The sequence below is a fragment of the Micromonospora sp. NPDC000668 genome (assembly GCF_042897975.1).
Lineage (GTDB): Bacteria > Actinomycetota > Actinomycetes > Mycobacteriales > Micromonosporaceae > Micromonospora.
The window spans coordinates 697,157-709,026 of the sequence record NZ_JBIAYP010000001.1 but is presented as its reverse complement, the minus strand read 5'-3'; the positions used below and the strand labels follow the sequence as shown (position 1 = coordinate 709,026).

Annotated in this window: 15 protein-coding genes; 10 read left to right on the top strand and 5 right to left on the bottom strand. The window is 70.1% G+C overall.

Annotated features, from left to right (window positions below):
• On the bottom strand, window positions 1-400 hold a 400-nt coding region (locus ACFY29_RS03195; protein WP_386982974.1), incomplete at its 3' end, for a hypothetical protein.
• A gap of 331 nt (window positions 401-731) precedes the next feature.
• Between ACFY29_RS03195 and ACFY29_RS03190 the strand changes: the two genes are divergently transcribed.
• A complete protein-coding gene (locus ACFY29_RS03190) occupies window positions 732-2,879 on the top strand; it encodes a 3'-5' exonuclease (RefSeq protein WP_386982972.1) in 2,148 nt (715 codons plus the stop codon).
• A 298-nt stretch (window positions 2,880-3,177) separates the two neighbouring features.
• Here ACFY29_RS03190 and ACFY29_RS03185 read toward each other — a convergent pair whose 3' ends face one another.
• Window positions 3,178-3,675, bottom strand: a complete 498-nt coding sequence (locus ACFY29_RS03185; protein WP_386982970.1) for a hypothetical protein — start codon at window positions 3,673-3,675, stop codon at window positions 3,178-3,180.
• A gap of 119 nt (window positions 3,676-3,794) precedes the next feature.
• Between ACFY29_RS03185 and ACFY29_RS03180 the strand changes: the two genes are divergently transcribed.
• The 4 genes from ACFY29_RS03180 to ACFY29_RS03165 all read left to right on the top strand — a co-directional run bounded on the left by ACFY29_RS03180 (window position 3,795) and on the right by ACFY29_RS03165 (window position 5,833).
• A complete protein-coding gene (locus ACFY29_RS03180) occupies window positions 3,795-3,965 on the top strand; it encodes a hypothetical protein (RefSeq protein WP_386982968.1) in 171 nt (56 codons plus the stop codon).
• Window positions 3,966-4,044: 79 nt separating this feature from the next.
• Entirely contained in the window at window positions 4,045-4,368 is a 324-nt protein-coding gene (locus ACFY29_RS03175) for a hypothetical protein (RefSeq protein WP_386982966.1), read from the top strand.
• Window positions 4,369-4,445: 77 nt separating this feature from the next.
• A complete protein-coding gene (locus ACFY29_RS03170) occupies window positions 4,446-5,369 on the top strand; it encodes a ParA family protein (RefSeq protein WP_386982964.1) in 924 nt (307 codons plus the stop codon).
• Between the two features lie 8 nt (window positions 5,370-5,377).
• Entirely contained in the window at window positions 5,378-5,833 is a 456-nt protein-coding gene (locus ACFY29_RS03165; protein WP_386982962.1) for a hypothetical protein, read from the top strand.
• Between the two features lie 12 nt (window positions 5,834-5,845).
• On the opposite strand, the gene ACFY29_RS03160 is transcribed toward ACFY29_RS03165, so the two are convergent.
• Complete coding sequence (locus ACFY29_RS03160; protein WP_386982960.1) at window positions 5,846-7,975, bottom strand: HelD family protein; 2,130 nt, start codon at window positions 7,973-7,975, stop codon at window positions 5,846-5,848.
• A gap of 78 nt (window positions 7,976-8,053) precedes the next feature.
• Window positions 8,054-8,170, bottom strand: a complete 117-nt coding sequence (locus ACFY29_RS03155) for a DUF397 domain-containing protein (RefSeq protein WP_386982958.1) — start codon at window positions 8,168-8,170, stop codon at window positions 8,054-8,056.
• A 131-nt stretch (window positions 8,171-8,301) separates the two neighbouring features.
• Between ACFY29_RS03155 and ACFY29_RS03150 the strand changes: the two genes are divergently transcribed.
• Window positions 8,302-8,448 carry a hypothetical protein gene (locus ACFY29_RS03150; protein ID WP_386982956.1) on the top strand — a complete coding sequence of 49 codons (147 nt, stop codon included), beginning with the start codon at window positions 8,302-8,304 and terminating at the stop codon, window positions 8,446-8,448.
• A 117-nt stretch (window positions 8,449-8,565) separates the two neighbouring features.
• Complete coding sequence (locus ACFY29_RS03145) at window positions 8,566-9,576, top strand: hypothetical protein (protein WP_386982954.1); 1,011 nt, start codon at window positions 8,566-8,568, stop codon at window positions 9,574-9,576.
• An 81-nt stretch (window positions 9,577-9,657) separates the two neighbouring features.
• On the opposite strand, the gene ACFY29_RS03140 is transcribed toward ACFY29_RS03145, so the two are convergent.
• Window positions 9,658-9,840 carry a hypothetical protein gene (locus ACFY29_RS03140; RefSeq protein ID WP_386982952.1) on the bottom strand — a complete coding sequence of 61 codons (183 nt, stop codon included), beginning with the start codon at window positions 9,838-9,840 and terminating at the stop codon, window positions 9,658-9,660.
• A 133-nt stretch (window positions 9,841-9,973) separates the two neighbouring features.
• Here ACFY29_RS03140 and ACFY29_RS03135 point away from each other — a divergent pair, with 133 nt between their 5' ends.
• The 3 genes from ACFY29_RS03135 to ACFY29_RS03125 all read left to right on the top strand — a co-directional run bounded on the left by ACFY29_RS03135 (window position 9,974) and on the right by ACFY29_RS03125 (window position 11,858).
• Window positions 9,974-10,390, top strand: coding sequence for a DUF2267 domain-containing protein (locus tag ACFY29_RS03135; RefSeq protein WP_386982950.1), 417 nt, complete (start codon window positions 9,974-9,976; stop codon window positions 10,388-10,390).
• Window positions 10,391-10,513: 123 nt separating this feature from the next.
• Window positions 10,514-10,906, top strand: a complete 393-nt coding sequence (locus ACFY29_RS03130; protein WP_386982949.1) for a DUF2267 domain-containing protein — start codon at window positions 10,514-10,516, stop codon at window positions 10,904-10,906.
• A 40-nt stretch (window positions 10,907-10,946) separates the two neighbouring features.
• Entirely contained in the window at window positions 10,947-11,858 is a 912-nt protein-coding gene (locus tag ACFY29_RS03125; RefSeq protein WP_386982947.1) for a TIGR03619 family F420-dependent LLM class oxidoreductase, read from the top strand.
• The last annotated feature ends 12 nt before the right edge of the window (window positions 11,859-11,870 follow it).

Here is an 11,870-nt window from a genome sequence, read left to right as displayed (position 1 = left end):
TCTTTTGGTTGGGTGGGCCCCCCCCCCCGGGGGGGGGGGGCCCGCCGGGGGGGGGGGCCCCCGCCCCCCCCCCCGCGGCCGCGTAGCAGCGTTCACGCTCCCTCTGCCACAGCAGATCGTCGTCGAGATTGCTGTACTCCGGGCGCATCCGGCGGGCAAGCGCGTAGAAGCCCTCGTGCGGCCGGTCGGTGTCTTTGCCGACCACGAGCGCACTCCAGATTGGCTCGCCTCGCTCGGCGGCACGCTCCGATACCTTGGCCAGCGGTTGGCTCAGGAAGTTCGCCTGCAGGCCGACGCGCTTTCCGAGCGGGCCGTAGCCGATGAGGCCCTCCGCGACGGCAACCCCGTAGAGGATGTCGGCGATCCGGTCGACGCGATCCATCTGGAAGATCTCAGGCATGGGGAGAGGCTAGTGAGTGCAGCCCAGCCCGGGCAATGGCGGTGAGTGCAGGTGCTGTCGGTAAGCCGACTGGCCCTTCCGCCGTGCCACGTGCGGCGGCAGGCCGGCCGACCAGTGCAGGTTCGCCTGCCGAGCCGATCGAAGCCGCCTCGCCATCCGGTCTACAGTCTCAGCCGGGGAACGAGCTGAGGTCGTCGTCCTGCAGTCCAACCGGAGTAACGAACTTGCCCGGCATCGGGCCTTGCCATGATGATCATCGGTCGGTGATCATGCTGCTGACCGGTGTCCAGCAGGGCTGACACCAAAGCCCCCTGCTGAGGACGCACCGCAGATGCCCGTCGCCGACCCCGTCGCCTCGTTCGGCCCGACCAACCACCCGTTGCGCCTGTTCCGGCCCGGCTACCTGTCTCGACAGGGCGGAGTGCCGCTGCGGGACCTGGAGTTTGTGGCGCTGGACTTCGAAACGACCGGTCTGAATGCACGGACCGACCGCGTCGTGGAGGTCGCGGCCTGCCGGTTCCGGGCCGACGGCACCATCGTCGACGAGTACGCCACCCGCGTCGCGCCGGGCCGGCGCCGGGTAGGGGACTCGCGCTTCTACCACGGGCTGACCGACGACGACTTGAAAGGGGCGCCCGGGTTCGGCGAGGTGTGGCCGGAGCTGTGTCGGCTGCTGTCCGGCGCGGTGGTCGTCGCGCACAACCTCCGGTTCGAGGACGACTTCCTCCGCCACGAGCTGGACCGGCTCCACGTCGACCTCGCCGAGCCACCGCCCGCCGTGTGCACGATGGTGGCGTCCTGGACCCACCTCCGGCTCTTCAACTACAAACAAAAGAACCTCTTTCGTACGGTCGTCGGCGCCTGGCCACAGGACGCGCACACCGCCCTCGGCGACGTACGCAATCTGTCGGCGATCCTCGCCGCCCTTCACCGGCGGCTGCCCGAACTGCGCTACGTCGGTCCGCCGCCGGTCAAGTTCGAGACGGAAGACGCACGCGGGCCGATGTATGCCCGGCCCGCGACGGAGGCGGCGATCCGGTGGAACAGCCTGCCCCTCTCCACCGTCGACCACCCGGTGACCGAGGCGGCCGCCGCAGCGCTCCGAGCCGGCTGTCTCAACCTGCTGGACACGTATCGTCGTCGCGATCGGCTCAGGCTGCTCATCGAGCTCATGGCCGGGCTCGGGATCGGCGCCCGCCAGTTCATCCGGCTCTTCGGGGCCACGATGGCCGCCGTCCTCGCCGAGGACCCGGCGAACCTCGACTACATGTGCCTGGACCTGCTCGACGACCTCATGCAGACGCTCGAATCCGCGGAGTTCGCCGACATCCTCATCGACGCCATCCTGACTGGACAGAGCTGCAAGGGAATGCCCGCGCCGGTGCTGTACGGGGAGCGTTGGCGGGTGCCGAAGGAGCATCCCGAGCGGGAGTACCTCGACGAGCTGTTGACCAGCCTCGGCGCTCAGGTCCTGCTGACCGTACGCCCCAATCTCCACGCCCGGGTGGTGCGGCAGACGGTGCACCGGGACACCGTCCTGGACCTGCACGCCTACCTGGCCGACCTGCGCCGGCGGTCGGTGGAGGAGTCGGCCGCCTACCTGCGTGACTGGTGCGAGCAACGGCGCCGGCGGTACCGGACGACCACCGAGATCCCGCTGGGCACCTCGTCCGGCGGTGAGGAGTGGGATCGCGTCATGCTGTTCGAAGCCCGCGACCCGGAGCTGGCGCCCGACTGGCGGTGGGCGGCCAAGGGTTTCCGGGGCGATCCGAAATCCTGGGCCCACCTGGACCGTAAGCCATGGTTTGCGGACGACCAAGACACCATCTCACCGCCAGACGACGATCTCGACGCACCCTTCCCGGACGAAACATTCGACCGGCACGAGGAGACATGGGCTGAACTGCCGATTGTCGAGCATTCCCCGCCGCTCGATGGATCGATCGAACCCACAGTGGATGCCGGTCCCGAGCGTGCTCTCCTGTTGGGACGGCTGGCTGTCGCGCTACGCGCGGTGCAGAGCAGGGCCGAGGCACCGGCCTTCCCGCTCACCTCGCCCGAGTTGGGCCGCGACGACCCCATCGAGCGTGCCCTCCTGCTGGAGCGGCTGGCCGTCGCGCTAGGAAGGGCTGTGTACAGCACGGCCGACGCGGCGGAATCTCCGGCGAACTCGCCGGAGGTGGGCCGTGACTCCACGGACAACGCCCTCGTGCTGGAACGGATGGCCGTCGCACTACCACCAGCCGAGGGGAGCAGGGCGGATTCGCAGGAGGTCGAGCCCCATGATGGTCATGGCGACGACCCACGCCCGGAGTCCTCGCCCCGACAGCAGTCGGCACCCGTGCCGGGCTCCAAGCGGTTCCTGCTGTCCCTGATCGTGCTCGGCTTCACTTGGTTCGCATGGCCGTTCGACGGAATTTCCAAGTGGGCCGGCGTGGTGGTCGCCGTCGTCCTGTTCATCTCGGCCGTCGCGGCCTAACCCGAAAGCTGCGGCCCGATTCGGCGACCTTGCCCGCGGCTACCTTTCGGTGAGCCGCTTCGCGGACTCGCTCCAGAGTGACCGGTCCTTCCCATCGGGCGATGTCCCAAGCCGGGCAGATGAGCACGGCGCTCATCATCACTCAAAACGGGAAGAGCGCGGACAAGCCTTTGCGGCTGGTCGCCCCCTACGACCCCGATGCTGACCGCCGCCCTCGCCATCACGTGAGCACCTGCGGATGAAGCGGTCGCGCCGCTGGCTCGGTGTCCCCGAGCCGAGCCAGCGGCGCCGCAGACGATCAGCCGGCGAGCGAGCCCAGATCGAAGCCGTCGAGCAGGTTGATCAGCTCGTCGTCGCGGGTCACCTCGTAGCCACGCTCGCGCAGCTCCGCGACCAGTTCAGTCTCGCAGTCGAGCGGAACCTCGAGGTACTCACCGTTGTGAACCGTGAGCACGAGTTTCCCGTACCGGTCCTGCAGGTCCTGCGGCAGCACGTCGAGCGCGCGCGTCGTGACCATCTGCGGCCAGTAGCCGTCCACGACGGCACCTACCTCGGTGATGTCGAAGGGCTTGTCGTCGCCGTACCCGTCCTCCGGCTCGTAGCAGTCGGGGCCGGCGGGGTTCGACAGGTGGGTCATCTGAACCTGCCGGGCCTGGCCCCAGGTCTGCGCGGAGGCGAGCGCCCTGATCTCGGCGGCCTCCTCGGTCGCGGTGTCGGCGTCGGCGAAGGCGAGGCAGTCGTGATTGGTGGCGTGGCCGTAGACCAGGCGCTGGGCGATCGGGTGGTGCGTCGTCATGGCGCACATCCTGCACCAGGGGTACGACAACCAAGATCGGCAGACGGCCGGGGGCGGATCCACCGGTCGGGTGACCGCTAGGCTGGCCCTTCTTGGTCTCCCCACCTGGAGAAACGCCCATGTCCGACAGCGTCTTCGCGCAGTTCACCGCCGACGACGACCAGCTCGCCGTCGCGTTGCTTGTGCAGCCGGCGATCAACGCCGCCCTGGTGCACAACCGGGTGCCGCTGGTCCGTCACCTCACGCTGGAACGAGCTGCCCGCGGAGGCTCTGCGTCGCTTCCTCTATGAGGACTACGGCATCGCTCCGGATTCCCTCTACGTCGGGCGGATCCGGGACCGGGCGGCGGATGACGCCCGACCGGTCGCCATGCTGACTCCGCCCGACGAGGATGAGGGCTTCGGCTGGATCCTCACCGGTGACACCGAGCTCGCAGACGCCACGGGCTTGAACGAGCGGGATCTCGCCGTCACCCTGGCCCGCACCTTCGGGGTGCGGGCCCTGGTCGACGACGGCAGCATCTTTCCCGACCAGTGGCTGCTGGTCAGCGCGGACGGAAGCAGCGGGCGGGTCACCATCGACGAGGACGCGGCGGCCGACGGCGACCTCCGCATCATCCACGCGTTGGAGCCCATCAGTGGTGAGCCGCAGCTGGCCGTGGTGCCACCACCGGACTGGGCGCGGGACTGGTAAATCGCAGGCGAGCGGCGGTGCGAGAGCCCGACCACACCGGTGGGAATCGTGGCGGTGCACGTGGCATGCTGCTGGCCATGCGTCAGCCCGGGAGCGTGGTCTCCGTCATCAACTACAAGGGCGGCGTGGGCAAGACGACGTTGACGGCGAACATCGGGGCGGAGCTGGCGACGCGCGGCCTCACCGTACTCTTGATCGACCTGGACCCGCAGGCGAGCCTGACGTTCTCCTTCTACCAGCCGCATCAGTGGGAGCAGGAACTCGCCGACGAGCGCACCATCCTCCAGTGGTTCGGTGACGTGCTCGGCCACGGCGGCTCCCAGCCGCTCGACCCGTACGTGGTGACCCCGCCCGCCGTGAACGACGTGATCGCCCGCAGCGGCTCGGGCCGGCTCGACCTGGTCCCGTCGCACCTCATGCTGATCGACGCCGATCTCGACTTCGCCGCCGACCTGGGCGGCTCCCGGTTTCAACACGGAAGTCCGCGCTACCTGCCGCTGCACCGGGCGCTGGCCGACGCACTCGACGCCGAGGCCTTCCAGGCGTACGACGCCATCCTGATCGACTGCGCGCCCAACTTCACGATGGTCACCCGCACCGGGATCGTCGCCAGCGATCACATCCTGATCCCGGCCAAGGCCGATTACCTCTCCACGCTCGGCATCGACTATCTCCGCAAGAAGCTCTCCGAACTGGTGCGGGACTACAACCGGGTCGCGGGCGGCGCCGTTGCGCGGATCAATCCCACGATCCTCGGTGTGGTTCTTACGATGATCCAGTACGCCGGCACCGGGCCGATCATCGCCCAGCGCAACTTCATCGAACAGCCCAGCAGCGTCGAGCTGCCGGTGTTCCGGCAGATGATCCGGGACAACAAGACAGTCTTCGCCCCCGCGGGGGAGCACGGAATACCGGCCGTCCTCCTGCCGAACGCGAACCCCACCGTCCAGTACGAGCTGCAGCAGCTCGCCAGCGAGTTTCTCGCCCGGATCCGGAATTAGGAGTACCCGTGACCAGCCCAGCCGACCTGAGCCACGCCGTATTGCTGCGGGTGGCGGACTTCCTCCGTACGCTTCCGGCGGACCAACTGGCCGCGCTGGCCGACGGGTCTGCCCGGTTGCAGCTCGTGGCGCCGGGCGTGACCGCCGGGACGTCCGACCGGCCGGCGCCGCCGTCGGTGGCGTCCACAACGAGGGGTACGGCGAAGGCCGCGCCGGCGCCTTCGGTGGAACCGGAGAAGGTCCGCGCTGATCTGGCCGCGATCGACGACCGGGCGGCCGCCGGGCGCTACCTCGACGACCTGCGGCTGACCGTGCCGCAGCTCAAGGCGCTCGCCAAGAACCTCGGCATCGCCGTGCCGAGCCGGGCGACCAAGGCCGACGTGCGGCGCGACATCGTGCAGTGGACGGTCGGGCGCCGGCTCGACTCCTCGGCGATCAGCAGGCCGGCGCCGGCACGCGGCTGACCGCCGAGCAGGTCACTCCGTCGCGTCCAGCACTCGGCGTACCTCGTCGAGGACCGCACCCCACGACGCGCGCGGCGCCGCGCCGCGCACCTGGCCGGCGAGATGGTCGGCGAGCCGGCGGACCGCTCGGTCGGTGAACAGGTCAGCACCCTCGTCCGCGGCCGGTGGCCTCCGCTGCGGTGGCACGGACAGCGGCAGCGGATCCGCGACACAAACGATGTCCAGATATGCCGTGGTGCGGGTCAAGGCCACGTAGAGCAGCCGGTGCCCGCGATTGTCCTCGGCCACGATCTGTTCCGGCTCGACCACGACCACCGCGTCGAACTCCAGCCCCTTCGCCTCCTGCGGGCTTACCAGGTTGACCGAGCCGCCCAGCTCACCGCGCTGCGCGCTGCTCCAGCCGACGCCGTTGTCAGCCAGCGCCGCTTCCACCTCGCGGCGGCAGCGTGCCGGGCAGACGATCCCGACGAAGGCGCCCTTCTCGGCGTGAGCAGCGGCCAGGGCGACCACCCGCCCGGCCCGCTCGGTCAGCGAAACCCGGTGGATCCCGGGCTCGGCCGGACCCGTTCGCACCACCTCCGGAGGCGTCACGCCAGCAGCGGCCACCGGCAGCAGCCGGGCGGCGAGCTGGTACGCCTGCGCGGGCACCCGGTAGCCGTACCGCAGCGGGGCGATCACCACGGGATGGACCGCCGGCAGGTGATCGGTCACCTCGGTCCAGTCATCACGGGCCCACGGGCCGGTTGACTGAGCGAGATCCCCCACCAGGGTGAGCGAGCCGCCCGCGCAGCGGCGGCCGATGGCCCGCAGCTGCATCGGCGACAGGTCCTGTGCCTCGTCGATCACCACGTGCGCGTACTGCCGTCCCGGACCGTCGATGAGCTGCTCCAGCTCGGCCAGCAGCGGCAGGTCCACCGCGGACCAGACCTCCTCGGAGAGCCGGTCCGCGCCCTGGCGGTGCAACTGGCCGACCTCCTCAGCGGTGAACTCCGCGCCGGCCGCGGCGCCCAGCCGCGCCCGCGAGCCGAACAGGTCGCGCAGGAACACCGCCGCCGACTGCTGCGGCCACAGCCGCTCGACGAGGTTCGCCACCGCGGGCGCCCCGGCCGCGTCGACGCCGGCGCGCTGACTCACCAGGTGACTCACCCGGTCCCAGAACAGGCGCCGCTGCTGGGAGTACGGCAATCCGGCCGCGCTCGCCACCGCCATCGCCTCGGCCAGTTCCGTCCCGGGTACGGTGACGAACCGCCCGCCCAGCAGGAGCCGTTCGGCAGGCTCGGGCACGCCCACCCGGTTGCGCAGTGCGCGGGAGAGCAGGCCGGCCATCCGTGCCTCGCCCTTGAGTCGGCTCACCTCGGCCGGCTCCGTCCGGCCGCGGCGTACGGCAGGCGCCAGTCGGGCGACGTCAAGCATCACCACCTCGGCGTCGCCCAAATCGGGCAGCACGCGGCCGATGTAGCGCATGAAGGTCGGGCTCGGTCCGACCACCAGCACGTCCTCTGGTACGAGGTCGGCGTTGTTGAAGAGCAGCCAGGAGACCCGGTGCAGGGCGACCGCTGTCTTACCGGTGCCCGGCCCGCCCTCGATCACCAGCACCTGCTCCCTCGGCGCCCGGATCAGCTCGAACTGGGCCGCCTGGGTCGTCGCCACGATGTCGCGCATCTCGCCGGTACGCGCCCGGGCCAGTTCGTCGAGCAGGCGCTGGTCGGGCCCGTCGATCGCGGCCGCGAGCTGGGCGAAAAGCAGGTCGGTGAAGTCCTGGATCGTGTTGCCGTCGCACTGGTAGCTGCGCTTGCGTACCAGGCCTCGAGGGTCGACATGGCTCGCCTCGAAATAGGGCGCGGCCGCTGGCGCCTGCCAGTTCGCGATCAGCACCTCGCTGCGCTCGTCGAGCACCACGTGCCGGCCGACGTGTAGCACATCGCCCGACTCATCGTCGATCCGGCCGAACGCCACCGCCTCGTCGTTGTCGCCGACGGCTTCGGCGGCCTTCTCGGCGTACCGCTTTAGGTGCAGGGCGGCGCCGGGATGCGCCGCCGCCGCGGTCACCTCGGCCAGCCCGTCTCGCCGGCGGGCCCGATGCCGGGCCGCCGCGTCGAAGAAGGTCTGCTCGCTGGCGATGTCTGACGACTTGCTGCCCACGTACGCTCCTGACTCCGGCGGAACCGCCACACCCTAACCGGACCGGCAGCCCGACGAGCGCGGCGATCCTCGTGATGGTCACGACTGGTCGGCGATTGAGCGGCTCTGTGCGGCGGCCGTGAAGGCGGACCATGCCCGCGGTGCGAAGCTCAGTGCCCGGCCGTCCGGGTCCTTGGAGTCGCGTACGGCGGCCATGCCGGAGACGCCCGGCGAGCGGCGGTGTGACCGACGGCTCCGGCGCGTGCCCCCGCTTTGCTGCCGTGGCAGGTGCGCGAGCGCCGCTTCCCGCCCGCCCGGCTCGGGCGCCTCGGCCTCAACCCGATGAGGTGTACGCCTTCCCCGACCGGGTCGCCGTCGACGTGCTCGCGCTCTACGCCGAGATCACGAAACAGTGCCAGGAGACCCTGCGGATCAAGGCCGCGCTGCGGCGCTGGCAGTCCGGGCAGGCCCGCGCCGAGGGCTGCCACGGATGAGCGGGCGGTACATGATTGACCTGACCGTCGTCGTCGCCGACCTGCGGGCCGCAGCGCCTGGCCCGGGTCGTCGGCCGCTGGATGACCGTGCTGCCGATGGACCCGGGGGAGATGACCGTGTTCGAGGAGGACCAGCAGTTCCTCCGCCACCGGGTCTTTTGGGACCTGCTCGCGACGCCTGCGCCGCTGACACAACCAGACGATCCGGCATCTCAACTACCCGTTGTGCCGAGTGCGATGATGATCATCTGGCCGCTAACGTGCGCAGCACGGGAGGTGGCGAGCATGGTCGCTCGGCGTTGGGACGCCAGGTTCGAGGAGCAGCACCTTGTCCTCCGGCGTTGGCGGTTGCTGCCGTGGCCGAAGGCCTACGTCAGGCGGATACCGCTGGCCGCGATCCTCGATATCGGGTCACTCACCGCAGCCGACCATGGGAAGCGACGCGCGCAACTCACTGTTCAGGACCCGTCGGCACCAGACCTGACCGAGGTCATCCCGGTCAGGTTTACGCCGGAGCAGTGGGAATTCGCCGGCTGGTTCGTGGGGGAACGGCAAGCGGCCCCGGCCGAGCCCCCGCACCCCGGCGCGGGGACGTCGTCGGAAGGTGCGGCCTCACCCCGCCCGACTGTCGACGTCCCGGCACAGTCGCGGCGACCAATGCAGCCGCCGGCCGCTCTGCAAGCCCACCTCTCGGCCAAGCCGGCCTCGTCCCCGCCGTCGTCCAGGCCAGCTACCCCGTCGACAGCTCCGGTGATGCGGGCCGGCGATGGCAAGCGGCCGGTCTGGCTGTGGCCCCACAACGGGAAGATCCACGCCTCCCTCGTGCCGGTAGCCAACGCCTCGCAACACCGGCTGAGCCCCGCCGACGTCGCCCATCTCCTGCTCGCTGACCCGTCCAGGGCTATGCCGGCCATCCGTGCGTTGACCGGCGCAGCCGACGGCCAGCGAGCTCTGGCTTGCCTACGGAGCTGGCAGCGGTCAGACCGGGTCGTCGTCAACCTGAGTGCCTCCGACCTCGCCGGGCGGCGGGTGACAGAGGCCCAACAGAAGCCGGGCCGGAGCAACCCGGACGGCAGCGTGCGGACCATATCCGGCGGCCTTCCGAGTCTGAACAAGCGCCGCCGGTGAGCACGACCCAGGAGGATGCCGGCTCGCGCCCTGTTGGTGACCTCCGCCGATCCTCGAACGTGATGCCGTCTCCGTCCTTCGTCAGCTGGCCAGCGAGCCCAGGCTGAAGCCGTCGAGCATGTTGATGATTTCGTCGTCGCGGGTGACCTCGTAGCCGCTTTGGCGCAGCTTCGCCAACAGCTCGCCGCCCGTACCGGTCCATCGGAATGGATGTCGCCGTAGCGCGCCGTGGTGATTCGCCCGATGGGGATGAGGCAGGGTCACCCCCCGTCCCAGGAGGCTGTCGAGGTACCAGTTCGCTCGGCACCCGAGAGGTGAAGTGTGTGATCGCGGCGCATTGAGGTCAGGGGCTCGTAACTGGCGGTTCGACGGCGATCGGGCCGGAGAGGAGAATCAGGTGGAATACCAGGATTTCATCAACGCAGTGGCCACGCGGGCAAAGGTGTCGACCGATCAGGCGGCGACACTCACCCGCGCGACGTTGGAGACATTGGCAGATCGGATCAGCGCCGGCCAGGCTGAGAACCTTGCCTATCAGCTTCCCGGAGGGCTTGACGATCCCCTGCGCAATCCGCCACCGCGAAGAGGGGAACATGCCAAGTCGTTCGGGCTCGACGAGTTCGTGCGGCGGGTGGCGGACCACCCGGCCATCGACCGTGCGCTCGCCGCTGCCGGGGTCGGCGCGGTGCTCACCACACTCCGTGAGGCTGTTTCCCGTGACCAGTTCGAGGACGCGTTGGCCCAGCTTCCGAAGGAGTTCCGGCAGGTGATCGAACCGGTGGGTGCCGGTGGCGGGCAGCGCCCCGGCTCGTAGCACGCACAGTTGAGGGCGGAGCAGGTGTGCCCGCATCGCCAAACGGGTACGCCGCTGCCGACTGGACCGGGAAGGCATGGATGGCGACCGAGGCGCCGGACTACTGGTCGGGAAGGAGAACTCATGAACTACGCCGAGTTTCTCGAAGCGGTGGGGAAGCGGGCGGGCATGCCGGCGGCGGAGGCGGCGAAGATCGTCGGAGCCACGCTGACGACCTTGTCAGAAGGGGTCAGTGGCGGCGAGGCGCGGTACCTGGCCACGCAGCTCCCCGAGGGGTTGCGAGGGTACCTGCACAAGGAAGTGGACTTCGCCGAACAGATCGACCTCGTGGAGTTCCTCAATGAGGTAGGGGCCCGCGCGGGAACGGATGACGAGCGGACCGCTGAGGGCGCCCGTGCCGTGTTGACGACCCTGCGCGAGGCGGTGAGCGCGGAAGACCTCGAGAACCTGGAATCCGAGCTGCCAAAGGACTTCCGGCGGCTGCTCCGTCCGGTGGACCGCAGCGTCGGGGCCTGAACCGAGCCACTTCCTGGCCCGATCCGGGTACGGTGCGCGGGTGGAGGTTGGATTCGCCCCGCCCGTCTCCGGCTCGTGGGCCACACCGGCAAGCATGATCCATGTCGCCCGCCGCGCCGAGCAGCTCGGATACCACTCACTCTGGACGTTCCAGCGCCTCCTGGTCCCCGCCGACCTCGGCTGGAGCGAGACCTACCACAGCGTCCAGGACCCGCTGACCACGCTGGCGTTCCTGGCGGCCCACACCACGCGGGTCCGGCTCGGCGTCGCGGTGCTCAACATGCCGTTCATCTCTCCGGTGCTGCTGGCCAAGCAGACCGCGACCCTCGACATCCTCGCCGGCGGACGGCTCGACGTGGGACTCGGCCTCGGTTGGGCGGACGAGGAGTATCAGGCGACGGGGGTGAGCAAGCATCGGCGGGGCCGTCGGGCCGAGGAGTTCCTCGCTGTTCTCCGCGCTCTCTGGCAGAGCGACGTCGCCGAGCATCGCGGCGAGTTCTACCAGGTCCCGCCGACGCGCCTGGAGCCGAAGCCCGTGCAGCGGCCACACCCTCCGATTCTGCTCGGCGGCCAGGCGCCAGCCGCGCTGCGCCGGGCCGGCCGGCTCGCCGGCGGCTGGGTCAGTGGCAGCCAGGCGGACCTGACGGGCATCGGCGAGGCGGTCGCGACCGTCAAGGCCGCCGCTGTGGAGGCGGGCCGAGATCCGCGCTCACTGCGATTCGTCTGCCGCGGCGCGGTCCGCGTACGCCCGATGGGCCCGCCCGGGCGCGAGCCGCTCACCGGCACGCTCGGGCAGATCCGGTCGGATCTCGGCAGACTTGCCGAAGCCGGCATCACGGAAGTGTTCGTCGATCTCAACTTCGATCCGGAGATCGGCTCACCCCGCGCCGACGCGCAGGCGTCGTTGCGCCGGGCCGACGAGGTGCTCGACGCCCTCGCTCCGACCCGCTGACACCCCCGGCCG

Coding starts and splice junctions, on each gene's coding strand:
- ACFY29_RS03170 (WP_386982964.1), top strand. CDS start 4,446: ATGCGTCAGCCCGGGAGCGTGGTCTCCGTCATCAACTACAAGGGCGGC.
- ACFY29_RS03190 (WP_386982972.1), top strand. CDS start 732: ATGCCCGTCGCCGACCCCGTCGCCTCGTTCGGCCCGACCAACCACCCG.
- ACFY29_RS03185 (WP_386982970.1), bottom strand. CDS start 3,675: ATGACGACGCACCACCCGATCGCCCAGCGCCTGGTCTACGGCCACGCC.
- ACFY29_RS03175 (WP_386982966.1), top strand. CDS start 4,045: ATGCTGACTCCGCCCGACGAGGATGAGGGCTTCGGCTGGATCCTCACC.
- ACFY29_RS03155 (WP_386982958.1), bottom strand. CDS start 8,170: ATGGCCGCCGTACGCGACTCCAAGGACCCGGACGGCCGGGCACTGAGC.
- ACFY29_RS03130 (WP_386982949.1), top strand. CDS start 10,514: ATGAACTACGCCGAGTTTCTCGAAGCGGTGGGGAAGCGGGCGGGCATG.
- ACFY29_RS03180 (WP_386982968.1), top strand. CDS start 3,795: ATGTCCGACAGCGTCTTCGCGCAGTTCACCGCCGACGACGACCAGCTC.